Annotated in this window: 24 protein-coding genes; 6 read left to right on the top strand and 18 right to left on the bottom strand. The window is 33.8% G+C overall.

Annotation, left to right across the window (positions count from 1 at the left end):
- Positions 1 to 62 precede the first annotated feature (62 nt).
- The 16 genes from CELAL_RS04765 to CELAL_RS04690 form a co-directional block, all read right to left on the bottom strand.
- A complete protein-coding gene (locus CELAL_RS04765; RefSeq protein ID WP_013549775.1) occupies positions 63 to 1,127 on the bottom strand; it encodes a M20 family metallo-hydrolase in 1,065 nt (354 codons plus the stop codon).
- A 2-nt stretch (positions 1,128 to 1,129) separates the two neighbouring features.
- Entirely contained in the window at positions 1,130 to 1,954 is an 825-nt protein-coding gene (gene argB / locus CELAL_RS04760; RefSeq protein ID WP_013549774.1) for an acetylglutamate kinase, read from the bottom strand.
- 40 nt (positions 1,955 to 1,994) lie between these two features.
- The gene (locus tag CELAL_RS04755; RefSeq protein WP_013549773.1) at positions 1,995 to 2,936 is read right to left on the bottom strand and encodes a Rossmann-fold NAD(P)-binding domain-containing protein; all 942 of its coding nucleotides are present in this window, start codon (positions 2,934 to 2,936) and stop codon (positions 1,995 to 1,997) included.
- A gap of 29 nt (positions 2,937 to 2,965) precedes the next feature.
- Positions 2,966 to 3,727, bottom strand: a complete 762-nt coding sequence (gene proB / locus CELAL_RS04750) for a glutamate 5-kinase (RefSeq protein ID WP_013549772.1) — start codon at positions 3,725 to 3,727, stop codon at positions 2,966 to 2,968.
- A gap of 6 nt (positions 3,728 to 3,733) precedes the next feature.
- A complete protein-coding gene (locus CELAL_RS04745) occupies positions 3,734 to 4,933 on the bottom strand; it encodes a glutamate-5-semialdehyde dehydrogenase (RefSeq protein WP_013549771.1) in 1,200 nt (399 codons plus the stop codon).
- Positions 4,933 to 6,057 (bottom strand): aspartate aminotransferase family protein, encoded by a 1,125-nt coding sequence (locus tag CELAL_RS04740; protein WP_013549770.1) that lies wholly within the window; start codon positions 6,055 to 6,057, stop codon positions 4,933 to 4,935. The genes CELAL_RS04745 and CELAL_RS04740 overlap by 1 nt, the downstream gene beginning before the upstream one ends.
- A gap of 25 nt (positions 6,058 to 6,082) precedes the next feature.
- On the bottom strand, positions 6,083 to 6,883 hold the full coding sequence (gene proC / locus CELAL_RS04735; RefSeq protein ID WP_013549769.1) for a pyrroline-5-carboxylate reductase: 801 nt from the start codon (positions 6,881 to 6,883) through the stop codon (positions 6,083 to 6,085).
- Between the two features lie 82 nt (positions 6,884 to 6,965).
- Entirely contained in the window at positions 6,966 to 7,940 is a 975-nt protein-coding gene (argC, locus tag CELAL_RS04730; protein WP_013549768.1) for an N-acetyl-gamma-glutamyl-phosphate reductase, read from the bottom strand.
- A gap of 5 nt (positions 7,941 to 7,945) precedes the next feature.
- On the bottom strand, positions 7,946 to 9,133 hold the full coding sequence (argG, locus tag CELAL_RS04725; RefSeq protein WP_013549767.1) for an argininosuccinate synthase: 1,188 nt from the start codon (positions 9,131 to 9,133) through the stop codon (positions 7,946 to 7,948).
- 1 nt (position 9,134) lies between these two features.
- Positions 9,135 to 9,758: a GNAT family N-acetyltransferase gene (locus CELAL_RS04720; RefSeq protein ID WP_013549766.1), complete on the bottom strand. Its 624-nt coding sequence runs from the start codon at positions 9,756 to 9,758 to the stop codon at positions 9,135 to 9,137.
- A 243-nt stretch (positions 9,759 to 10,001) separates the two neighbouring features.
- Positions 10,002 to 11,297, bottom strand: a complete 1,296-nt coding sequence (locus CELAL_RS04715) for a glycosyltransferase 87 family protein (protein ID WP_013549765.1) — start codon at positions 11,295 to 11,297, stop codon at positions 10,002 to 10,004.
- A 41-nt stretch (positions 11,298 to 11,338) separates the two neighbouring features.
- Positions 11,339 to 12,823, bottom strand: a complete 1,485-nt coding sequence (locus CELAL_RS04710; protein ID WP_013549764.1) for a cellulose synthase family protein — start codon at positions 12,821 to 12,823, stop codon at positions 11,339 to 11,341.
- A 1-nt stretch (position 12,824) separates the two neighbouring features.
- Positions 12,825 to 13,514, bottom strand: coding sequence for a glycosyltransferase family 2 protein (locus CELAL_RS04705; protein ID WP_013549763.1), 690 nt, complete (start codon positions 13,512 to 13,514; stop codon positions 12,825 to 12,827).
- Positions 13,514 to 13,954, bottom strand: a complete 441-nt coding sequence (locus tag CELAL_RS04700; protein WP_148229653.1) for a toxin-antitoxin system YwqK family antitoxin — start codon at positions 13,952 to 13,954, stop codon at positions 13,514 to 13,516. The genes CELAL_RS04705 and CELAL_RS04700 overlap by 1 nt, the downstream gene beginning before the upstream one ends.
- A gap of 48 nt (positions 13,955 to 14,002) precedes the next feature.
- Positions 14,003 to 15,583, bottom strand: coding sequence for a 4Fe-4S binding protein (locus tag CELAL_RS04695; protein ID WP_013549761.1), 1,581 nt, complete (start codon positions 15,581 to 15,583; stop codon positions 14,003 to 14,005).
- 24 nt (positions 15,584 to 15,607) lie between these two features.
- Positions 15,608 to 16,954 (bottom strand): NAD(P)/FAD-dependent oxidoreductase, encoded by a 1,347-nt coding sequence (locus CELAL_RS04690; RefSeq protein WP_013549760.1) that lies wholly within the window; start codon positions 16,952 to 16,954, stop codon positions 15,608 to 15,610.
- A gap of 194 nt (positions 16,955 to 17,148) precedes the next feature.
- Between CELAL_RS04690 and CELAL_RS04685 the strand changes: the two genes are divergently transcribed.
- From CELAL_RS04685 to CELAL_RS04660, 6 genes are read left to right on the top strand one after another with little or no spacing between them, the layout of a single operon-like run.
- The gene (locus CELAL_RS04685; protein WP_013549759.1) at positions 17,149 to 17,865 is read left to right on the top strand and encodes a DUF547 domain-containing protein; all 717 of its coding nucleotides are present in this window, start codon (positions 17,149 to 17,151) and stop codon (positions 17,863 to 17,865) included.
- A gap of 14 nt (positions 17,866 to 17,879) precedes the next feature.
- Positions 17,880 to 18,755, top strand: coding sequence for a hypothetical protein (locus tag CELAL_RS04680; RefSeq protein ID WP_013549758.1), 876 nt, complete (start codon positions 17,880 to 17,882; stop codon positions 18,753 to 18,755).
- Positions 18,756 to 18,800: 45 nt separating this feature from the next.
- Complete coding sequence (locus CELAL_RS04675) at positions 18,801 to 19,811, top strand: glycoside hydrolase family 113 (RefSeq protein WP_013549757.1); 1,011 nt, start codon at positions 18,801 to 18,803, stop codon at positions 19,809 to 19,811.
- A gap of 11 nt (positions 19,812 to 19,822) precedes the next feature.
- The gene (locus tag CELAL_RS04670; RefSeq protein WP_013549756.1) at positions 19,823 to 21,088 is read left to right on the top strand and encodes a POTRA domain-containing protein; all 1,266 of its coding nucleotides are present in this window, start codon (positions 19,823 to 19,825) and stop codon (positions 21,086 to 21,088) included.
- Positions 21,089 to 21,115: 27 nt separating this feature from the next.
- Positions 21,116 to 22,054, top strand: a complete 939-nt coding sequence (locus CELAL_RS04665; RefSeq protein WP_013549755.1) for a hypothetical protein — start codon at positions 21,116 to 21,118, stop codon at positions 22,052 to 22,054.
- Between the two features lie 28 nt (positions 22,055 to 22,082).
- Positions 22,083 to 23,123 (top strand): N-acetylmuramoyl-L-alanine amidase family protein, encoded by a 1,041-nt coding sequence (locus tag CELAL_RS04660; RefSeq protein WP_013549754.1) that lies wholly within the window; start codon positions 22,083 to 22,085, stop codon positions 23,121 to 23,123.
- Here CELAL_RS04660 and CELAL_RS04655 read toward each other — a convergent pair.
- Together CELAL_RS04655 and CELAL_RS04650 are read right to left on the bottom strand one after the other, a co-directional pair.
- Positions 23,120 to 23,824 (bottom strand): TIGR04283 family arsenosugar biosynthesis glycosyltransferase, encoded by a 705-nt coding sequence (locus CELAL_RS04655; protein WP_013549753.1) that lies wholly within the window; start codon positions 23,822 to 23,824, stop codon positions 23,120 to 23,122. The genes CELAL_RS04660 and CELAL_RS04655 overlap by 4 nt on opposite strands.
- Positions 23,811 to 24,539 (bottom strand): DUF547 domain-containing protein, encoded by a 729-nt coding sequence (locus CELAL_RS04650; protein ID WP_013549752.1) that lies wholly within the window; start codon positions 24,537 to 24,539, stop codon positions 23,811 to 23,813. Before CELAL_RS04650 ends, CELAL_RS04655 begins: the two co-directional genes overlap by 14 nt.
- Positions 24,540 to 24,597: the final 58 nt, after the last annotated feature.

Raw genomic sequence — 24,597 nt, 5'->3', positions numbered from 1 at the left:
TTGAAATTTAAAATTCAAAATACATATTTGTACCTGAATTTTTTACATAATTAGCTGCACGCTTAGTGCAAAAATCCTTCTAAAATTTTAATATACAAATCTACGCCTTCTTCTATTTCATTCACAAAGATAAATTCATCTGCAGAATGAGAACGTGTACTATCTCCCGGCCCTAATTTTAACGATTGGCATGTAAGTGCAGCTTGATCAGAAAGTGTAGGAGAACCATAGGTTTCTCTTCCTAGTGCAATTCCTGATTGCACCAAAGCGTGGTCTTTATTAATTTTTGATGAATTTAGTTTTAATCCGCGTTCTTGCAACATACAAGGTGCTTCTGTTTTAAGCATCGTAGCAATCTCTAGATTGGTATAACAATCATTGACACGCACGTCAATAACTAAATCTACCTGTGATGGTACTACATTATGTTGGCTTCCAGCTTTAATTTGCGTCACCGTCATTTTTACTTCTCCCAGTGCCTCTGATGTTTTTTCAAAGCTATAGTTTTTAAACCATTCTAAAACTTCTATGGTATTATATATGGCATTGTCATTATTAGGGTGTGCAGCATGAGAAGGCGTTCCTTTAACAACTGCATCGAAAACTACTAATCCTTTTTCTGCAACGGCTAAATTCATTAATGTAGGTTCACCAACAATAGCAACATCTATATGCGGTAATGAAGGTAAAAGTCCTCTTAGGCTATTCACTCCAGCGTTCTCTTCTTCTGCGGACGCAACCATTAGAATATTGTGATTTAGATTTTCTGAAGCGTAAAAATGTGAAAAGGTAGCTAATAAAGAAACCAAACAACCTCCAGCATCATTACTGCCTAAGCCATATAACTTGCCATCTTCAATATGTGGTAGAAATGGGTCTTTCGTATAAGCTTGATTAGGTTTAACAGTATCGTGATGGGAATTTAAAAGTAATGTCGGTTTTGTATCATCCCAATGTTTATTTTTTGCATATACATTGTTGTTATCTCTTGTGAAAGGAATCTCCAAAAAGTGAAACCAGTCTTGGATAGCGTTAGCAGTTTTGTCTTCTTCGGTAGAAAAAGATTGTATACTAATTAATTGTTTTAGTAAATCGATTGCTTTTTCTGTAAGTTGCTTTTGATTCATGATTATAAGGTTATTGTGGTGAACAATTGTGCGTCTTCGTGAATCATTTCTAGATCACCCAAACACACTTTATGTACGTTATGATGTAATGCATGATAGCAATTTTCTAGCTTAGGAAGCATACCATCTGCTATAATTTTTTGATCCAGTAGTTCTTTATACTTCGCTGTATTGATATGCGTAACTACAGAATTTTCGTCGTTAATATTTAAAAGAACCCCTTTTTTCTCAAAACAATAGTACAGAGTTGTCTCGTATTTTTCTCCCATTCCAATAGCAATTTCAGAAGCGATGGTATCCGCATTGGTATTTAATATTTGTCCATTACCATCATGTGATAAAGCACAAAATACAGGGGTTAAGCCTATTTTTAATAAAGAATTAATTAATTCTGAATTTATTCCGTCAATATCACCAACAAAACCATAATCTATTTCTTTTACAGGGCGTTTATGGGCCTGAATGGCATCGCCATCAGCACCGCTAAGACCTATGGCATTACAGCTCTTTGCTTGTAATTTTGCAACAATAGTTTTATTGGTTAGGCCTCCATATACCATGGTGATAATATCAATACTTTCACCATCGGTAATACGTCTTCCGTTAACTAATTGTGAAGCAATCCCTAGCTTATTGGCTAATTGAGTGGCTAATTTACCACCTCCATGGACTAAAATTTTAGGGCCTTCTATTTTTGAGAATAATGTCAAGAATTTATCCAGAGCAACGGAATCTTCAATGACATTGCCTCCTATTTTTACAACTGATAATCCTCTCTTTTTCTCCCCATAAGGAAGATTATTATTTTCGGTTGAATTTGTCTTCATTTTTCCAGATTAAGTTTGTTATTCCTTTCTCCTACTAGTATTAGATAAGGTGCTCTAGAATTTTCTTTAATACGATTTGGGCAGCATAAGTTCTATTATTGGCTTGTGCTATGACAATACTTTGATCAGAATCTAAAACAGCATCTTCTACCACTACATTTCTACGTACAGGTAAACAATGCATGAATTTTGCACTCCCTAGTTTTTCTTTAGTCATCATCCAATTTTTATCTTGGTTGATTACTTTACCGTAGTCTTTGTAGCTACTCCAATTTTTTACATACACAAAATCTGCATTTTCTAATGCTTTTTCTTGATTGTATTCTATCGTAGCGTCTTTTGTAATTTCAGGATTTAATTCATAACCTTCTGGGTGTGTAATTACAAAATCGGCTTCTTGTTTTAGCATCATTTCTGTGAAAGAATTTGCTACGGCATGTGGTAAAGCTTTAGGGTGTGGTGCCCAAGAAAGCACAACCTTAGGCCTAGCTTTTGTGTTTTGCTCACTTATCGTGATAGCATCTGCCAAGGCTTGCAATGGGTGACCAACAGAACTCTCCATATTTACAACAGGAATACTCGTATATTTTTTGAAACCGTTAAGGACTAACTCTGCTTCATCTTTTTCTTTATCTGTTAAAGTAGCAAAAGCACGTATGGCAACGATATCACAAAATTGAGAAACTACCTGCGCAGCTTCTTTAATATGTTCAGATGTACCTTGGTCCATAATAGTGCCGTCTTCATATTCTAAAGCCCAGCCTTCACTTCCAAAATTCATGACCATTACTTCCAAGTCTAAATTAGTAGCTGCTTTTTGCGTACTTAAGCGTGTTCTTAGACTATTATTAAAAAACAATAGGCAAATGGTTTTATCTGCTCCTAAATTTTTAAACGCTTTAGGTGCTGCTTTTAATGCTCTTGCTTCCTGTATCCAATTTGGGAGCGAATCTATGTCTTGAATGCTAGTGTAATGCTTCATGATACTGTACTTTTTATAACCTTAAGGCTTTACTTTATTTTTGTAAAATTACTTTTACCATTCATGGCATCCGTGATAAAATTATCTTTTATTCCGTTGATGATCCATGTTTCAATATTAGCAGCTTTTGCAATGGTTGCTGCTTCTATTTTAGATTGCATACCGCCAGTGCCGTGTGTAGACTTATGATCGCCAACTTCATTAATCAATTCATTTAAATGGATGACCTCCTTAATCGTTTCTGGCATTATTTCCGTAAGTGATTTTTTCGTGTAAACTCCATCGGTATTGGTGGCAATGATCAGTAAATCAACTTTTAATAAAGCTGCGGTTAATGCGGCTAATTTATCATTGTCGCCAAACTGTATTTCATCGGTAGCTACGGTGTCATTCTCGTTAATAATTGGGATAAAATTATTCGCGACTAAAACGTCTATAGTATTTTTAATATTCGATTTAGATTTTGGGTTTTCAAAATCTAAATAGGATAACAAACATTGTGAAGTAAACAACCCTAATTCACGAAAATTCTCTTGGAAAATACGCATTAAGTGGGGCTGACCAATAGAAGCTAATGCCTGTTTTACATTGATATCTTCCCCATTGTGCTCTAATTTTACAAATTGTCGTGCTGCAGCAATTGCACCAGAGCTCACGATAATAAATTCATGTGTGTCTTTTAAGTGCTCTATTTGACGCCCAATATCTTCTACTTTTCCTCGAGAAATATGATTTGTTTCTTTAGTTAAAGTATTTGAACCCACTTTTAATAATACGCGAATCTTCTTCATTTTATCTTAACTTCTAACTTGTCCGTTTCCTAAAACATACCATTTATTGGTTACTAAATGCTGTAGGCCAATAGGTCCTCTTTGGTGTAATTTATCTGTACTTATGGCTAGTTCTCCTCCTAATCCAAATTGAAAACCATCGGTAAATCGCGTGGAGGCGTTATGATATACTGCGGCAGAATCTACAGACTCCATAAATAGCTGTGCTTTTTCTTCGTTTGAAGTGATAATCACAGCAGAATGGCCGCCACCGTAGGTATTAATTTTAGCTACTGCTTCGTTTATGTCTGCAACCTGTCCAATAACAATCTTATAATCTAAAAACTCTTCATACCAAATTGCTTCATCTTCAAAAGTGGTAGAACCTTCTAAATCAGAAAGCGTTTGATCTGTTAAAATTTCTACATCACGTTTCTTTAATTCTTGAATTAGATGTTGAAGAAATTCAAATTTCCGAGGCATATCAGCAGCAATTAGAACTTTGTCTAACGCATTACAAGCTGATATTTTGGTGGTTTTTGCATTGATAATAATATCGATTGCCATTTCTAAATCGGCATCTGTGGCAACGTAAGCAAAATTATTACCTCTCCCGCTGATAATTACAGGGCAAGTAGCGTGTTTCTTTACAAAGGCAATTAACTTTTCTCCTCCACGTGGTACAATTAAATCTATTTTTTGTGTTGGATTTTGTAAAAATGCTTGTGTTTCTTCACGGTTAAATTGCAAATAGGTTACCCAGTCCGTAGTGCACTCGTTGTGCTCTAAAGCTTTATGCCAAAGCGCTACTAAGGCTAAATTACTTTGTATGGATTCTTTTCCGCCTTTTAATAAGATTTTATTTCCAGATTTAAAAGCAATCCCGGCGGCTTCAATAGTTACATCTGGCCTTGATTCGTAAATAATGCAAATAGTTCCAAAAGGAGCTGTTTTATTACTCACTTTAATGCCATTTTCATGCGTGAAACCAAAGCGTTCTACCCCTAAAGGATCTTCTTGTTCTGCCAATTGTTGTAAAGATATAATCATACCTTCAATTTTAGCGTCATCAACTTTTAGTCGGTCTCCCATAGCAAGATCATCACCGGTATAGGCTGCCAGATCTTTTTTATTGGCTTCTAAAATAGCTTCTTTTTCCAGGGCTATATACTCAGCCATGGTATTTAAAACCTTATTCCGTTGTTCTATACTTAATAATAAACTCACTATAGTTCTTTTTTTAAAGCTTCAAAGAAGATATCAATCTCTTTTTCTGAAATGTTAAGCGCAGGTAAAATACGCAGCAGTTTTTTATTACTTGCTCCACCGGTAAAAATATGCTGATCGTAAATTAGTCTCTTGCGTAATTCTGACACTTCAAAATCAAACTCTAAACCAAGCATTAATCCACGTCCTTTAATTTTCTTTACTTGTGGAATTTCAACAGCACGTTTTTTAAAATAGTTACCTATCTTATCTGCATTTTCTATTAGCTTCTCTTTTTCAATAACTTCTAACACGGCAAGAGATGCAGCACATGCCAAATGGTTACCGCCAAAGGTGGTTCCTAGCATTCCGTATTTAGCTTCAATGCTTTCGTGAATTAGAACTCCTCCTACAGGAAAACCATTCCCCATTCCTTTAGCGATACTAATAATGTCTGGTTGAATGTTGTGATGTTGAAATCCAAAGAATTTACCACTTCTGCCAAATCCGGATTGCACTTCATCTGCGATTAATATAACACCATGCTCTTTACAGCTTCTTGCAATTTCTTGGTAGAATTCGGTAGATGGTTCGTCTAATCCGCCCACTCCTTGAATTGCTTCAAGAATTACGGCGCAAACATCTCCTTTTTTAATTTCGCTTTCAAAGGCATCAATAGCATCAAAAGGTAAAAAAGTTACTTTTTGCTGTTTATTGATGGGGGCATTTATGTTCTGATTATCAGTAGCGGCAACAGCGGCAGAGGTTCTTCCGTGAAATCCATTATTGAAAGCAATAACTCTTGATTTTCCAGTAATAAATGAAGCCATTTTTAAAGCATTTTCATTGGCTTCTGCTCCTGAACTACATAGAAATAAATTATAATCTTCACAGTCAGACAGTACTCCTAATTTAGTAGCGAGTTCTGTTTGTAGTGGGTTTTGAATAGCATTGCTGTAAAACCCAATTTTATGTAATTGATCTTCTAATCTTTTAACATAATGTGGGTGTCCATGTCCGATAGATATTACAGCATGACCTCCATAAAAATCCCAATACTCTTGTCCGTTTATATCGGTAACGATACTTCCTTTAGCACTTACGGGAGTTACGTTGTATAAAGGATAAACATCAAATAGTTTCATTTTTTAATTTTTAATGTATTAGTAACTACATGTTTCCTTCTTTGATACGGCTAATTTTATCGTAAGAAGCTACAATCCCTTGTATTAATGAAGAACTCAAACCTTGATGTTCCATTTCGTTTAATCCTTGAATAGTACAACCTTGAGGCGTTGTAACTCTGTCTATTTCTGCTTCTGGATGGCTGCCAGACTCAATGAGTAGGGCTGCGGCACCATTACAGGTGTGCATGGCTAGTTCTTGTGCTTCTTTAGCATCAAAACCTAATTGTATTGCACCTTGTGTAGTTGCGCGAATCATACGCATCCAAAATGCAATTCCGCTAGCACAAATTACAGTAGCTGCTTGCATTTGAGATTCCGGAATTTCCATAGAATATCCCATTCTGTTAAAGATTGCCAGCGCCAGTTCAATTCTTTTCTTTCCCCTTTCATTAGCGCAAATACAGGTCATAGATTTGCCTACAGAAATTGCTGTATTAGGCATACTTCTAATAATATTTTGGTCTTCTCCTACGATAGCCTCTATTTGAGCGATACTAAACCCAGTAATGGTTGAAATTAACACATGTTTATCTGTTAATAGGTCTTTTACTTCTTCTAGTATGTTTACAAACTGATTGGGTTGAACTGCAAAAATTAGAATATCAGCGTTAGTTACAGCCTCTCTATTATTAGAGGTGACGGTTACATTGCCGTATTTTTCAAACTTTTCAATGCTGCCTGTTTTTCTTTTGGTTAGGTACATGGTAGTTGCACCATTGGTAGCTAAGATTCCTTTGGCAATAGCCAGACCTAAATTTCCTGCTCCTATAATTGCTATTTTCATTACTGTTCTTTAAGTTCGTTTTTGTTACCTATACCTTCCTTTCCGATAAAGGATGCGTTTATTTTGCGCTAACCGAAGCTAACTAGAATGCTGCTGCTTTTAAATTTAATCCGCTACGCTCTTCAAGACCAAACATGAGATTCATATTTTGTACCGCTTGTCCAGAGGCACCTTTTAATAGGTTGTCTATTGCAGAAGTGATCAATAATCTGTTATTGTGTTTGTGTAAGTGAATATGACACTGATTGGTGTTTACCACTTGTTTTAGATGTATTTCTTCGTCTGCAACCTGAGTAAACAAAGCGTTTTTGTAAAAATCTTTATATAAAGCAATTACCTCGTCTAGTTCACCATCAAACACGGTATATGCTGTAGCTAAAATTCCTCTAGGAAAGTTTCCTCTAGTGGGTAGAAATAATAACTCGCCAACAGGAGTATTAAAAGAAGCTAAACTTTCACCTACTTCTCCTAAATGTTGATGTGTGAATGGCTTGTACCAAGACACGTTATTGTTCCTCCAGCTAAAATGTGTCGTGTCAGAAGGACTAACGCCAGCACCAGTACTCCCTGTAACAGCATTAATATGTATTTCTTTTTTAAGGAGTCCTGCTTTTGCTAAGGGTAATAAAGCCAATTGAATAGCGGTAGCAAAGCAACCGGGATTTGCAATGTAATTGGCGGACTTTATTTTTTCCTTATTGGTTTCAGGTAAACCATAAACAAATTCTTTGCCCTCTAATATAGCATCTGCATGTAAGCGAAAGTCATTACTTAAATCTATAATTTTAGTATCTGAAGAAAATTTATTTTCTTTCAAAAACTTGGTAGAATTTCCATGTCCTAAGCATAAGAAAACAACATCGACTTTTAAATTTACAGTACCTGTAAAAGCAATAGTTGTAAGACCTAATAAATCAGGATGTGCTGTAGTAATTTTTTTACCTGCTCTTGTAGTGCTATACACAAAATCTATTTCTGTTTCAAGATGGTTTAAAAGAATACGAATAAGTTCTCCACCCGTATATCCAGAACCACCAATTATGCCTGCTTTGATCATCGTTTTTACTTTTCTACGTTTACATGATTGTATATTCTACCTGGATTTGAAAGTATTTTTATAAAACCTTTCGCATCGGTAGCAGACCATCCTTTATTTTCTTCACCGTAACTTCCAAAAGCATCCGTCATTAAATCATGTGTAGATGAAATTCCGTTTAATCTAAATTGGAATGGGTATAAGCTTAAGAAAACATCCCCAGAAACATTCTTTTGAGTATCTGTTAAGAAAGCTTCAATGTTTCGCATTACTTCATCTAAATAATTACCCTCGTGTAACAACATTCCATAGAAGTTACCTTGCTGTTCTTTTTGGTATTGTTGCCATTTGGTAAGGGTATGTTTTTCTAATAAATGATGTGCCTTAATGATGATTAAAGCAGCAGCAGCTTCAAAACCAACTCTGCCTTTTGTGCCAATAATAGTATCGCCCACATGTATATCTCTACCAATGGCATATTTAGAAGCCATAGCTTCTAGCTTTTCTATATTGGCAACAGGTTTATCTTTGACGCCATCAACAGCTACTAATTCTCCTTTTTCAAAAGTTAGTTTTACGTCTGTAGGTTCTTTTTCTTGTAATTGACTTGGGTATGCACTATCTGGTAATGCTTTGTTAGAGGTTAATGTTTCCTCGCCCCCAACAGATGTTCCCCAAAGCCCTCTGTTAATAGAGTATTTTGCTTTTTCCCAAGGGTAGTCAATTCCATTTTCTTTCAAGTAAGCAATTTCTGTTTCTCTAGATAATTTATTATCTCTAATAGGGGTGATGATTTCTATTTCAGGGGCAATGATTTGAAAAATCATATCAAAACGAACTTGATCATTTCCTGCTCCGGTACTTCCGTGTGCAATATATTTTGCATCTACTTTTTTAGCGTAGTTTACAATTTCAATAGCTTGTACAATACGTTCTGCACTAACCGATAATGGGTACGTATTGTTTTTTAATACGTTCCCAAAGATTAAATATTTTACTACTTTATCGTAAAATGTTTGAACGGCATCAATAGATTTATACGAAGTAGCCCCTAATTCTAAAGATTTTTTTTCAATCTGACTTATTTCTTCTTTTGAGAATCCGCCTGTATTAACACTAACGGCATGAACTTCAAACCCTTTGTCTTTTGATAAATGTTTTGCACAGTATGATGTGTCTAATCCGCCACTGTAGGCTAAAACTAATTTTTTCATTTTATTTCTTTTTTAGGAAAAGGGATTCTTTTATACTTTTTAATCGCTTAAAAGCTTTGGTATTTAATTTTTCTTTCTCTTCTACGGCTTTCTTTTTTGATACGGCTTTAGGGTCGTAAAGCATAGCTGTACACAAGCACATCTTACGTTCGGTACGTGTAAGAATATCAAAATTTTTACAGGTTTGGCAACCTTTCCAAAACTCTGGGTCATCTGTAAGTTCAGAGAATGTTGTTGGTTTATATCCTAATTCGTAATTAATTTTCATTACGGCTAATCCGGTAGTAATACCAAAGATTTTAGCATCAGGAAATTTTTCACCAGAAAGATCAAAGATTCGTTGCTTAATTTGTTTAGCTAAGCCTCTATCTCTGTAATCTGGATGTACGATAAGTCCAGAGTTGGCGACATATTTTCCATGTCCCCAAACTTCAATATAGCAGAAGCCCGCAAATGTGGTTCCATCTAAAGCTATTACAGCATTACCGTTTTCAAGTTTCTTACGAATGTATTCTGGCGTACGTTTTGCAATACCAGTACCACGAGTTTTAGCAGAATCTGCAATAGTATCGCAGATAATTTCTGCATACTTAAAATGTGATTCGTTAGCAATTAGTAATTCCATTGCCAATTAGGGTTTAAGAGTAAAAATATTAATGAAATGTTGTTTTGAGACTTAGCGGAAATGGACTCACCTATTTCCATAGTTATAATGCACCCTTACGGGCGACGACGTGTAGGCGTAAATGAACGAACAGGTGAAGATGACCTGTTAGTAGTGAATATGTTATTGTTGTTGTTCATTATGAGTCAAAAGTACAAATTAAATTGACTTTTCAACAGTAGTGTTCAAATTTTTACAAAAACTTTACAATTTGTTACGTTGTTTGCTTAATTCGTAAATCATAAAGGAAAATACTATAAGATACTCAACGGTAAGAATTCCTAGGTGTTCTATGTAATTAGGATCAGAATAGGCCCAGTAACTCAGAATTACGGTAGCTGACCAGATTAATGCGTATCGATAGTTGGTAAAGCAGGAAAGCAATACTAAAAAGATAATATACCACGGGTGTACGGTTGGTGATATGAAGTAGTATATGGATAATACCCAAAGCATTGAACTTATTAGTGTTTTTAAATCATGATTTTTTCTAAAAAATGTAAAAACTAACACGGTCAAGATCGTAATAATAGGGGTTAGTTTTCCATAAGATTTAATTAGTTCCCAGGGTTTTGCATCAAAATAATCTACGCCTATTTTTTTTGTAACGTTATAAATGCTGGCATTAAATTCAAAATTAGAGAACCATAGGCCCACTGTTTTTGAATAATTAGCTATAAATTCTGAAGAATAGAAGGGAAGAAGTAGTGCTAGGGATGTTAAACCTACAATGCTATAAAAAGCTAAACTTTTTTTAAACTTAAAATGATTTAGGAGTAATGGCAGAAATAATAACGGCACTAACTTAATACTTATAGAACAGGCATAGAGTACTCCTGCAAGCTTCCAGTTGTTTTGGGCTAAGAGATAAAGCGACCAAACAAAAAAGAAGAGCATGACCCCTTCAAAATGAAGATTTCCTGTTAATTCTATAATTACTAATGGGTTTAGAAAATACCAAAAGATTAAATGTGGCGATTTGTTAAGTTTGCGTAGTAACTTTCTTCCAAAGTATACAATACCTATATCTGCTAGTATTATAATAATACGCATCACCACAACAGATCCTAAGATACTTTTAAAACCGAGTAAAGCTGCAATTCCAAAAATTAATTGATTTAAAGGCGGGTAATTACTGTGGTATTTAGGACTTAAGTCTCCCATGCCTACAAGAAGTTCTTTGGCATTATCTATAAGTAGATTGGGCTCTAAAATTAGGTCATTAGGAATGGTTAAATACGGGTTAATAAAATTACTAACCAATTCACCATCCCAAATAAAGCGATAAAAGTCTTGAGAAAGATTTGGAATAGTGATTAAAAAGATGAGTCTAAAAATTATACCTGTTGCGAGAATAAATTTTAGGTTTAATTTTTTAAACTGTACTATTTTAAAACACAAAACTAGTAACCCTGCGAAGAGGATTACTAGTTTTATAAATTCTGTTCTTTCAAAATGATATGCGAATACGTAGTATAAGATGCTACTTAAGAGCATCATTATTAATGAAACTTTATGCAGTTTCCAATACGATTGCATTCTTATGCTCTTGCCGTAAGTGATTTAAAGAATACGAAACCGAATCCTAAAAATAACATAAAGTGAAAAGGGAATAAACCAAAATCATTCAGTGGTATTGCGCTATACATTCCAAATAAGAAGTATACCATTAATGCCGCTTCAATAATCATATTTGGAGATAGTTTCGTAGCTAAATATTTATTTCCTTTCCAACTGTTGCTAATGTTGTCAAGATTAAATTTTGGAGTTCTAACAAATTCACTTCTTTTACCCATATGGCCTTCAAGTACAGCAATAGAATTGTGTAAAGAGAAGCCTAAAGCAATAGAGAAGAATGTGAAAAATAGTTTTATATAATCTATAAAATTATTAAAACTACTACCTTGAATACTTTTGTAGGTAAACCAATAGCAGACAAATAAAATAATGGTACTTACGATAAAGAAGCTTGTTACTTCAAAAATCCACCCTAAGTGTCCATAGCTGTTTTTAATGTAAAGCATAGGAATACTTAAAAAAGCAACTATAAATACACATAGGAACATAGAGCTATTAAGTAAATGCATTACCCCGTGAAATTTAGTTTTAAAAGGGATATTTTTAGAGGAAACAACGCTTGTAACGGTCTTTCTGAAGTTTTCTGCACCACCTTTGTTCCATCTAAATTGCTGAGAACGTGCAGCACTAATAACTACTGGTAATTCTGCAGGAGTTTCTACATCTTCAAGATATTTAAACTTCCAGTTCTTTAATTGTGCTCTATAACTTAAATCTAAATCTTCAGTTAAAGTATCACCTTCCCAGTTACCAGCATCAAGAATACATTCTTTACGCCAAATACCAGCAGTACCATTAAAATTGATAAAATGTCCTTTTGCATTTCTACCAACTTGTTCTAATGTAAAATGAGCGTCTAAGGCAAATGCTTGAATTCTTGTTAACGTAGAGTAGTCTCTATTAATGTGACCCCAACGTGTTTGTACAACACCAATTTCTCTATCCTTGAAATAAATAATTGTCTTTTTTAGCCAATCTGATGATGGCAAGAAATCTGCATCAAAAATTGCAATAAATTCTCCTTTTGCAATAGTTAATCCTTCTTTAAGGGCACCCGCTTTAAAACCTGATCTATTCTCACGTCTAATGTGTTGAATGTCTAAGCCAGTTTCTTGTAATTTTTTAATGTGTTCTGCCGTTTTTTCAACTGACTCATCTGTAGAATCATCTAAAACTTGAATTTCTAATTTGCTTGATGGGTATTCTATTTTTGCAATATTTTCTAACAAACGATCCATTACATACTCTTCATTGTATACCGGAAGTTGAATGGTAACAAATGGAATTTCTTTAGGATCTAAAAGGTTGAATTTGGGAGCAGTTTCATTTTTTTTCTTATGGCTTAAGTAATTGAATAACAGATTCAACTGTGCCAAACTATAAAAGAAAATTAAAACAAGAGCAATACTATATATTGCAATGATAATGTAGGAAATTGTTAATGCCATTTTATTTTATACTATATTTAAAAATCCAACTTAGGATTTTTATGCCTGCAAATATACTACCTTTTACGGTACCTGACACTTTTGATATGCCAATTCTTTTTTTATAACGTACTGGTACTTCGGTATATGTAAATTTCTTCTTTAAAACCTTTAATTGCATCTCTACCGTCCAACCATAGGTTTTATCTTCCATGTTCAGCGCCAGTAATTTATCATATTTTATGGCTCTAAAAGGGCCTAAGTCTGTAAATTTTGCGCTAAAAAATAGTTTCATTAGAAAAGTAGCTAACCAATTTCCAAATATTTGTTGCGGCGTCATAGAACCATCTTCTCTTAACGCTTCATCTCTAGCTCCAATAACCATATCTATATTATCATTGATGATAGGAGCAACTATTTTAGTGAGTTCTTCTGGGTAATCAGAATAGTCACCATCAACAAATACGATAATATCGGGTGTTTTAGATGTTTTCGCGATATAATCTAATCCAGCTAAACAGGCATAGCCATATCCTTTTCTAGTTTCTGTTAGTACGGTAGCACCTGCATTTTCAGCGTTCTCAGCAGTTTTGTCTGTAGAATTATTATTAACAACAATTATTTCAGTTACACTATTAGGAATCTCTTTTATAACATGGGCTATAGAATCTGCCTCATTATATGCTGGAATTATTACTATAATTTCTGTCATTATCTTAAGTCAGAAAGTTTATTTTCGCTTCTGAAGCTAGAAAAGCTAAACCATTCTTTAATTTTTTCTCCATTTTTATATTTTTCAGCCGAACTTAGCTTCTCGTCAATATACTTTAAGCAATAGCCATCTTTAACCCCTTTACTAAGTTGGCATTTATGATTAATCTGCCCTTTGCTATTATAAAATAACCACCAATTGTATTTTTGACCGTAGCTATAACTTCCTTCTTGCTTTAAGGTTCCTTTTTCTGTGAAATAAACCCAGTAATCTGTTTTGCTATTCTGTTTATAATGTCCTTGTTCTGAAAGGTTGCCGTTTTTATAATAGAATTTCCAATAGCCATTTTTGTTTCCATTGTCTACCCATCCTTCAGATTTTATTTTTCCAGTTTTATAATAATTTTTGGAATACGTTTTTGCAAAAACACTAGTCTTCATAAGAACGAAAGCGCAAACATAAAAAAAAGCTTTTAAATACATAGTTGATTATTTTTTGTTTACTAAATCCATTAAATCAACATCATTACCTAAAAGTACTTCGGTAGGGTTTATTCTCCCTTCTTCTGGGCCGTTTTCTAATTTAAGAACACCTCTTGGGCAAACAGCAGAACAAACCCCACAGCCTACACAGCTAGAGCGTACAATGTTTTCTCCTTTTTGAGCATAAGCTCTAACGTCAATACCTTGCTCACAATAGGTAGAACAGTTGCCACAAGAGATGCATTGCCCCCCATTAGTGGTAATTCTAAAACGTGATTTAAAACGTTGTACAAATCCTAAATAAGCAGCAAGTGGGCAACCAAATCTACACCAAACTCTGTTTCCAAAAATTGGATAAAATCCTGTTCCAATAACTCCAGCAAAAATAGAACCGATTAAAAGGCTATATAAGTTTTGGATCCCTGATGTTTTAATGCCAAATACAGTGCTTGTTTCAGCAAAAAAGCTATAAAGCGTTAGGGCAGTCATCACTAATGCAAATAACAAAACTCCGTGAATTAACCAACGTTCTACTTTCCAAGAAAATAATGATTTGCTAGAATGCTGTCTGTAAGGATCTCCTAAAGTTTCGGCAAGGCCACCACAACCACAAACCCAAGAACAGTACCATCTTTTTCCAAAGAAATAGACCATTACAGGTACAAAAACTAAGGTTAAAACAATACCCCAAACCAATATAAAAAGACCGATACCACCGCTGTTTAAAAGCTCTTTTAGATTCCATTGAAAAAAGAAATCATAATCTAAAGGAAACGCATTTTTAAAATCATAATACGGCATTTGCAAACGCACCATAATTTCAGGAATAAGAAATGCAAATACAATTTGAAAAAATAAGACCGATGTTGTGCGTACCATTTGGTATACATTGTGTCGGTATTTAATATACATTCTTGCGGCCATAACACTCATGACTACACAATACATAAAGCCATATACAAACCAATGACCTGCAGGATTACCACTTAAACTTTCGCTAATAGGGTCTACTAAAAATGTCCAATTAACGGCATACTCAGATGCAAAATATAAAACGAGGTAGAAAGAAACCAGGAAAATAAAAACCATCCAGGCAATCCACCCTTTGTTGGTTGCGCTATCGTGATAGACACCATCGTTTTTTATTCCTTTTGCACCTAATAAAATAGCATTAGGTAAGATGTACATTAATGCTCCAATAATGGCTAAACCAAAAGTAAGAAACCACATGATGCCTTTGTTGTTAGCGATAAAACCAGTACCTGATTTTTTGCCTATAAGCGCCGCCATGTCGCTAGCGCTTGTATATATTTTTTTAGCGTACTCTTTATTTTTTATGTGGGTTTCATTAGCATTGTCAAGTGCTTTGGCTACAACTGGAGACAAGGCTTGCATTCCGGAAAACTCCTTACCTACCACATTATTAGTGATCTCGGATATAAAAACCTCACTTTTTATTTTTTTATCAGTAACGATGCTATCAAAAGAACTCTGGTTTAATTTAAAAGTTCCTAGTAATGGAACTGCGGTGAAGATTGCTAAGCCTATCAAAAAGATAACAAGGCCGGTTTTTTGTATTATTTTCATGTTGTATTTTTTACCTTATTATAATTACGCTTTGCTGAAAATTCTTTTCCAACTTTTCTTTTTAACGCTAATGCTTGTGTTATACTCTTGATTAAATTTACTTACAATTTCATTTTCATAAGCTTTATAAAATTCAGGATCAAAATTGGCATCTTTCAAATGTTCAACGACGAAGTCTATAGGGCGATTTTCTGTAAGCCAACGATCAAAAATTTCGTGTCGCATTCGAATTCCAAACGTATTGATTCCTAAGAATTTTTTGGTGTCTTTATGAATAGCAATGGTTAGACAAATATTCTCTTTGGCATGCCGCCAATGAAAATGCTCTTCATGGTCTTGTTTACTTCTTTCGCTAAATACCCAGCCATATGTTTGGTATTCTATATCTAAAAACTTAGCGGAGTTAAACCAATGTCCGGGTTTGTATTCTGTTGGGTTTCCACATAGAGTTTGGGCAAGTGTTTCACCCATCATTCTACCGGTGTACCAAACAGCCTCAATAGGTCTTCTATTCCCAATACCTTCATGTTGTTCTGCGCAATCGCCAATAGCATAGATATCTTTTATATTGGTTTCTAAAAGTCTATTTACTTTTACGCCTCTACCTAATTCTATACCAGAATCTTTAAGGAAATCGATATTTGGCGTCACTCCGGCTGTAAGTCCTACTACAGTACATTCAATAATGTCACCTTTATCCGTTTTTATTGCTTTGGCATGGCCATTTTCATCAGAAATAATTTCTTCTAGATTTGTTTCTAATCGCAAATCTATATGATGTGCTAGAATATGTTCATTAATTAACTGTGACTCTCCACTTGGGAGTACTCCATTCCAAAAACTATTCTCTCTCACTAAAAATGTAACGGGAATTTTTCTACTACGTAGCATTTCTGCCATTTCTATTCCAATAAGTCCACCACCAACGATTACGGCTCTTTTACAAATTTTATTGTTAGGAGCGTTTTTTTCTAGTTGTTCTAAGTCTTGTTTAGAATATAAGCCTTGTACACCCTTTAAATCCTGCCCAGGCCAACCAAACTTATTAGGTTTTGATCCGGTAGCAATTATTAGTTTGTCATAGGAAAGAAAAGATCCATCTCTTAGTGCTAAGGTTTTGTCATCATGATCAACTTTTTTTACATAACCGTGACGTAGATCGATCCTATTTTTTTTCCAAAACCAATTTTCGTAAGGTTGTGTGTGCTCAAACTTCATGTGCCCCATGTACACATACATAAGTGCGGTTCTAGAGAAAAAATATTCGCTTTCTGCAGAAATGATCGTAATTTTTTTATCAGATAATTTTCGAATGTGTCTAGCGGCGGTTACACCTGCTATTCCATTTCCAATAATGACAATGTTTTCCATATGCTTTGATTGGTTGTTGAGGTTGAGTCGTAAGGAATTGTAAGAACTTAACAATTTTTAAATAAAATATTTCTGTTATAAAATTGTGATATTCTTTGATTTTATTTGAACTATCTAAATCGAAGAATTCAATTCTTGTTAGCATTGAGTAAGCTTCTCGACTTAAGTATAATTACAGATAAATTGTTTAAGATATGAAAAAGAGTGTATTTATAGTATTTTTTTTAATAGGAATAAATTTAGTGTTCTCACAAAAAACGACAGAATTTATGTACAAATCTGATGCATTTTTTAAAATGTATGTAGTAAATGGCAAGCTTAGGTATGAAGCAATAAAAAATAATAAGGAAGATTTGTTAGTGTTAAAAAATATGATTTCAACGCTTTCAGTATCTAAAAGTAACACTTTAGAATATCAAGCTTTTTGGATAAATGCCTATAATATATCAGTAATAGATGGTGTTGTTGCTAATTATCCTTTAAAATCTCCTTTAGATGTTGGTGGCTTTTTTGATAAAATAACCTATACTATAAGTGGAAAAAATATCACTCTTAATGATATAGAGAATAAAAAATTAAGAGCAGAGTTCCCTAAAGAAGCACGGTTTCATTTTGTCTTGGTTTGTGCAGGATTAGGGTGTCCGCCTATAATAAATGGTGCTTATATGCCGTCTAAATTAAATAGCCAGCTTACGCAACAGACCAAAAAAGCACTGAATAACCCTAGTTTTATTGTAGTTGAAAAGGATAAAGTGAAAATATCACAATTATTTGAGTGGTATAAAAAAGATTTTACACAAAATAATACTTCTTTAATAGATTTCATTAATACGTATAAAACAGAAAAGCTTCCGGAGAATGCTAAAATGAGCTATTACCCTTATGATTGGAACTTAAACGACATCAAATAAATTAAAAAGAAATTATGAAAAATAAAAACTACTTAGCATTAGCAGTGTTTACATTGGCACTTACATTTGGGGTTGCACAAGAAGACCAAGAACAAGGGAAAAGTAATATTCAGCAATATACACCCTCAAAATTAATTGGGAAAGGGCAGTTAGACGTAAAATGGTTTAATAACTTATATACGCAAACAGAAAGTACATTTACAGACGGAAAAGAACCACGACAAACCTTTTTTACGTCTAGCCTAGAAGCATACACAGGTGTTGGAGAAAATAAAAGATGGAATTTAGGTGTTATTTTAGAATTTAGATCTAATGTTATTAATGATAGAAATGCTTTAGATGTTTTTAAATTTGACGGAGAAGATACTTCTGCACGTTCAGGACTTACTTCAATTGCTCCTTCTGTAAAGTTTGTTCCTTTTACGGCGGTGAATAATTTTAGCATCCAAAGTTCTTTCTTTATTCCCTTGGTAGATAACGAAACAGAAAATGGAGTATTTTTAGATCAAAAAGGATATACCTGGCAAAACCGTTTTTTTTATGATTATACCTTTCCAGGAGATAAATGGCAGCTGTTTTCTGAATTAAATTCAGAACTTCATTTTGGAGATAAAGAAGAAAGTTTTGCAAATAATAGTTTGAGTTTAACGCCAGGACTATTCCTAAGTTACTTTCCTACGTCTAAATTTACAGTATTAGCATTAGCGCAACACTCTCAACGACTTGATTTAGGGAATGACTTTTCGCAAGATTTTACGGCAGTAGGGGGTGGTGCAAAATATCAGTTGACCAAAGCATTGAACTTAGAATTGCTGTATACTAATTTTGTAAGAGGTAATAATACGGGCCTTGGTGAGACCTTTAATTTAGGATTACGCGGTATTTTTTAAAGGCTGTTTAATAAATGCCTATTTTTGAGTTATAAATAATAATTAATGAATAAAATAGGCATTTTACTTCTTTTTTGTATCCAAATATCATGCTCTAGTCAAGAAAAGTCAAAAATAAATGGGGTGAGTTTTGTGTCTTCTAGGATAGAAGTGGCGCAAGAACATATTCAAGAAGTGGTAGATTTAAATGCAAACCATGCTGCAGTTATGCCCTTTGGATTTATTCGTGATTTAAGTTCGCCAGAAGTTAAGTTTAATACGGATAAGCAATGGTTTGGAGAAACTAAAAGTGGTGCTAAGCAGTATATAAAAATGTTGCATAAAAACAAGATTGAGGTTATGCTAAAACCTCAAATTTGGATTTGGCGTGGAGAATTTACTGGAAATTTAAAAATGAATAGTGAAGAGGAATGGCAAACACTAGAACAATCCTACAGCGATTTTATTTTAACGTATGCGGAATTAGCACAGGAGGCTAACGTAGAGATATTGTGCATTGGTACGGAGTTAGAACAATTTGTAGTTAATAGACCTAATTATTGGTCTAAACTTATTCTTGAAATAAAAGAAGTATATAAAGGAAAACTAACCTATGCCGCTAATTGGGACGAATACGCAAAAGTGCCTTTCTGGAAAGCTTTAGATTATATAGGTGTAGATGCCTATTTTCCACTATCAGAAGAAAAATTGCCCTCTGTTGCAGCGTTGAGAAAGGGATGGAAGAAATGGAAACCAGCAATGAAAGAGTTATCCATTGCTGTAGATAGACCCATTCTTTTTACGGAATATGGCTATAGAAGTATGGATTATACTGCTAAGAAACCTTGGTTGGTAGATAGGAATGATGAAAATGTAAACTTAGAGGCACAAGTGAATGCTACTGAGGCCATTATTCAAGAGTTTTGGTCAGAAGATTGGTTTGCTGGAGGATATGTTTGGAAATGGTTTATAGATCATAAGCAATCTGGAGGTGGTAATGATAATAGATTTACGCCTCAAAACAAACCTGCAGAAGAAACATTAAGACAGCTATATAAGGTTAATAATCGATTTTGAATTCTTTAACTATGAAGCCCTTTTTTTTTCTTTTTTGTTTTCTATTATTGGTTTGTAATAGTGCTTTAGGGCAGGAAATAACTATTAAAGAAATTAATATTGAAGGTGTAAAAAAAACGAAACCGGCTTTCATAACAAAACTTATTACTTCAAAAAAAGGAGCTATTTTAGATACTCTTGCTTTAGAAAACGACCTTTTAAAGCTTAAAAGATTGCCTCTCGTCGCTAATGCTACCTATAAAATAAAAAAACTGGACTCTAGCGCTGTTCGGGTTATTTTTACTATTGAAGAAAACTTCACATTAATTCCTTTTGCAAATCTCTTTAGTTCCTCAAACGATGCTTTTGCTTTTCGATTAGGGTTGCAAGAATTTAATCTATTGGGTAGGAATATTACTTTGGGTGGATTTTATCAATATGATATTTTTAGCTCTTATGGGTTAAGTGTTAGGGCACCTTATTTATTTTCTAATAAATTGGGGTTGTCAATTAGTTACACTGATTTTACAACTCAAGAGCCCGTTTTTTTTAGTGAAGCAACGGCTGATTATAAATATAATAATAAAGGAGTTGAAGTTTTGGGCCTGTATGAAATAAACCTAAAAAATACTGTTGAATTTGGGTTTAGCCTTTTTTCAGAAGACTATCAATACCTTGAAGGGTTTACTAGTAATGAGGTACCAAGAGCCTTAAAGGTAGATAAGCGCTTATGGAAAGTGTTGTATAATTTTAATGCGCTAAACTATCATTATCAATACGTAAATGGATTTAAAAGTGCTTTGAACTTACAATATGTGTATGGTGCCGGTGGTAATCTTCCGGATTTTGTTATTGGTTTCAATGATTTTTTGTTTTATAAACGTATTGGACCAAAAGGAAATTTAGCTAATAGAGTTCGGCTTGGTTTAGCAACTAACTCAGATAGTCCTTTTGCTCCTTTTACTTTAGATAATAATTTAAATATAAGAGGAGTTGGTAACACCATAGACCGTGGTACTGGAGCTATTGTTTTTAATACAGAATATAGACATACTTTAATTGATGAGGATTGGTTTGTATTACAAAGTAATATTTTTGTAGATGGCGGTTCTTGGCGAAATCCTGGAGGTGAGTTAAGTGATTTTAGTCAAAATGAAAATATTAGAATTTATCCAGGAGTAGGTTTGCGATTTATGCATAAAAGGGTTTTTAATGCAATTTTCAGGATAGATTACGGGTATGGTATCACAAAAGACGCAACAAAAGGATTAGTATTTGGAATTGGACAATATTTTTAATAATATTTACTATAAATAATAGTATCAATGAATTACCGAAAAACAATCCCCCCTTTTTTGACGTTATTTGCGATAATCCAATTTGGATTTTCACAAACTAACCATCAAACATTTATTGCTCAGAAAGGAGACGGAATTGTTTCTATCTTATGGAGAGAAGGCCTTCAGGTAGATAAGTATTACCAGGAATTTTTAAAACTAAATAGAGGTTTAATTGTTGATGGGAGTTATTTAGAACGAGGAAAAACCTATAAGATTCCCAATAGCGAGAGCTCTTTTAGGAATATGGGGAGAAAGATAAATTTAAACAATCAGGAGGACCATCCTATTTTCAATACAACAGAAGTGCGTTTAAAGAAAAGAGATACTTTACTTAAAAACACCGTTTATTTCTTACTGATTGATAATTTTGATCCAGAAAATTTACAGCTTCAAAAAGCAAATTCTAAAAATAATTATGACCTTGCCGCAGCAATAGCGGCTAAACTTTTAGAACATGGTGCTCGGGTTTTTTTATTTGAGAATAATGAAGATGATAGTACAAGTTTGGGTGATTATGTAGCAGCAATTAATAGGCAGTATTTAAAACACCAAGAAGACTATCAGCGTTTATTAGTTGTTGATGTAGGCAATGGAAACCTAAGTACATCTTCATCAGTTTATATTGGTCATGATCTAAAGAGTAGTGAAGGAGCTCATTTTGCCAAAAGTATTACAAAGACCTTTAAGGCAAAAAAATTTAGATTAAATGCTAAGCAAAATGAATCTACGTTTTTAGCAGATAAAACAAACTCCTATTTGGTAAATAATGTGCTACCAGCATTGACATTTGTTAAAGTAGAAAATCAAAATAAAAAAATACATTCCAATACAACAACTGTTACAAATAAAACTAAATTTGTCAACGTATTAACTACTGGTATACAAATTGATTACTCAACTATAGCGATGGAAGATAAAAAGTAATTCTTCTACATACATAAAATCTATAAAATTGAATTTTAAAATTACTCTATTAAAGTCAGGCATTAAAAATGTTTTATTAGCCTTAGTGTGTATCGCTAATTTGCCGCTATATGCGCAAAACGCTGTAAACTCTGTAATTGCAGAAAAAGGTGATGGTATACTTTCATTATTGCGAAAGCAAGGAGTAGATCCTTATGAAACTTATGGAGCTTTTGTATCAATGAACGTTCACAATTTGCGAGACAGTGTTCATTTATATGAGGGTAGGACGTATAAAATTCCAAATGTACAGCGTAATTTAAATGTAAAAGTTAAAACAGAACCTAAATCTGTGGAAGGCATTTCATATGAGATATTTGGTAAAAAGCATGCAGAAGTAATCCCACAAAGTACAAAATTACAGAATACTGTTTACTATTTAGTTTCTGGTCATGGTGGTCCAGATCCTGGAGCAATGACAACGTATGCAGGAAAAGCAATTTCAGAGGATGAATATGCGTATGATGTTACATTAAGATTAGCTAAAGAGTTACTTTCTCATGGTGCTATGGTTTATGTTATTGTTCGCGATCCTGATGATGGTATTCGGGACGATCGAATTTTAGAAATGGACCGTGATGAGGTTGTTTACCCTAATGAGGAAATACCTTTAAATCAAGTAGCGCGTCTAAAACAGCGTGTAGAAGTGGTAAATAAGTTATATAAAGAAAACAAGGGTAAATACCAACGATTGATTGTAACACATGTAGATAGTAGGAGTGAGGGTCAGAATATTGATGTTTTCTTTTACCACCATGAAGACAGTAAAAACGGTAAAAAGTTAGCGGAGAGTATTCATAAAACTTTTGAGGCAAAATATAAACAATACCAACCTAGTAGAACCTATTCTGGAACTTTTGAAGATAGGACGGCACTTTATTTAGTTAGAAAAACGCATCCGGCCATGACCTTTATTGAAATTGGAAATATTACTAATGAAATGGATCAGCGTAGAATACTTGATTCGGATAATCGCCAAGCATTAGCAAAGTGGATTAGTGAAGGGGTAATTTTAGATTACGAAAACTAAACGGCTATCTTCCGTTTGTAATAATCGTATAATTTTTCAGGACCTGCGCCTAAATAATTTTTGAGATGAATTACGCCAAAATGATATTGTAGTATTATTTTGCCTTTTTCATCATACCTTCTTGTAGATGTTTTTACTTTAAATGGGAGCACGGTAAAATTTGATACTTTGTATACACGCCGTATGAATTCGTTATCTTCATAAATAATGTAATTCTCATTAAATCCATCAGTTTCTAAAAATAGTTTTTTTGTAATGTACAGCGATTGATCACCACCTCTGCAAATACTTAAATTTATCCTAGTAAGCCAGCCAAAGAAATTAAGAAAGGTACTGTTGGTGTCAAATTTAAGCTGAAAACTACCTACATTATTCCCTTTCTGAACTTCATTAATAATGAGTTTATCAAAATTCTTCGGAGGAAATGTATCCGCGTGCAGAAAATATAAAATGGAGCCTTTAGCAAATTTTGCTCCGGTATTTAATTGTTTTGCCCTTCCTTTTTGGGAGTAAATTACTGTAGCTCCATTGTCTAAGGCAAGGGAAACGGTATTGTCATTACTGCCTCCGTCTACTACAAGTATTTCTTCAATGTAATTAGACGTGCTATTAGCGCTCAGATAAGTGAGTATCTTGCTAATATTCTGTTCTTCATTTAGAACAGGAATAACAATACTAATTTTAGGGCTATTTGGTTTCATTTAAGCTCCAATTGTAATCAAGATATTTTACTTTAGCGTCTGTGTTTATGTTAATTTTACTATAAGGTTTTATGTATTCTTGCAAAGAAACCTTAGTGGTAAAATCACTTTTATACCATTTAAAAATATTAGAAAGTTGCAATTCATTTTCTGCAATTTTGTTCCGGGTAGTGTCATTTATAAAATCAAATGTAGCCTCTTGTAATTGCTTTTCAATGGTTGCAGCTAGGTACGCTTTGTTTACCAGTTTAGGACATGAATACGAAGCACAATTTATAGCAAAATGAATTCTTGGCTCCTCCATTTTACGTAAAATTTTATGTTCAATATATCCTAGCGAATAGACTTTAGCTCCAATTTTAACCCATTCTTTATCCCAAGGGCCTTTAATGTCTTTTATGCTTTTTACGGGGAAGTTGTCAAGAATTAATTTGACAGTTGCAGCATTATAAAGGTTAATGTAGTAGGCTAGTTTTTCTGACTTAGACCATTGATCTGTTGGTTCATTTTTTGCTAAAAGTTCTAGATAGCTGCTTAAGGCTAAACTATCTTTTTTAAAAGCAGCGTAGTTTACATTTCCTTTTTTATCAACGTATTTAGCCAGCAAGGTATTCCATTCGGTATGACTTGGGGTGTTTTTAATTGGTAAAGTTTTGCTAGAGCTAGCAAAACTAAACGACAGTAGACTAAACAGTACTAGGTAAAAAACTTTCATAACTCACTTTTTTTTAATTAGTTGAAATTTAAAAGGTAACCTTACAAATAATGAGATT

Origin of the sequence: Cellulophaga algicola DSM 14237 (genome assembly GCF_000186265.1) — a bacterium.
Taxonomy (GTDB): Bacteria; Bacteroidota; Bacteroidia; order Flavobacteriales; family Flavobacteriaceae; genus Cellulophaga; species Cellulophaga algicola.
This window is presented reverse-complemented; position numbering and strand designations above follow the sequence as displayed.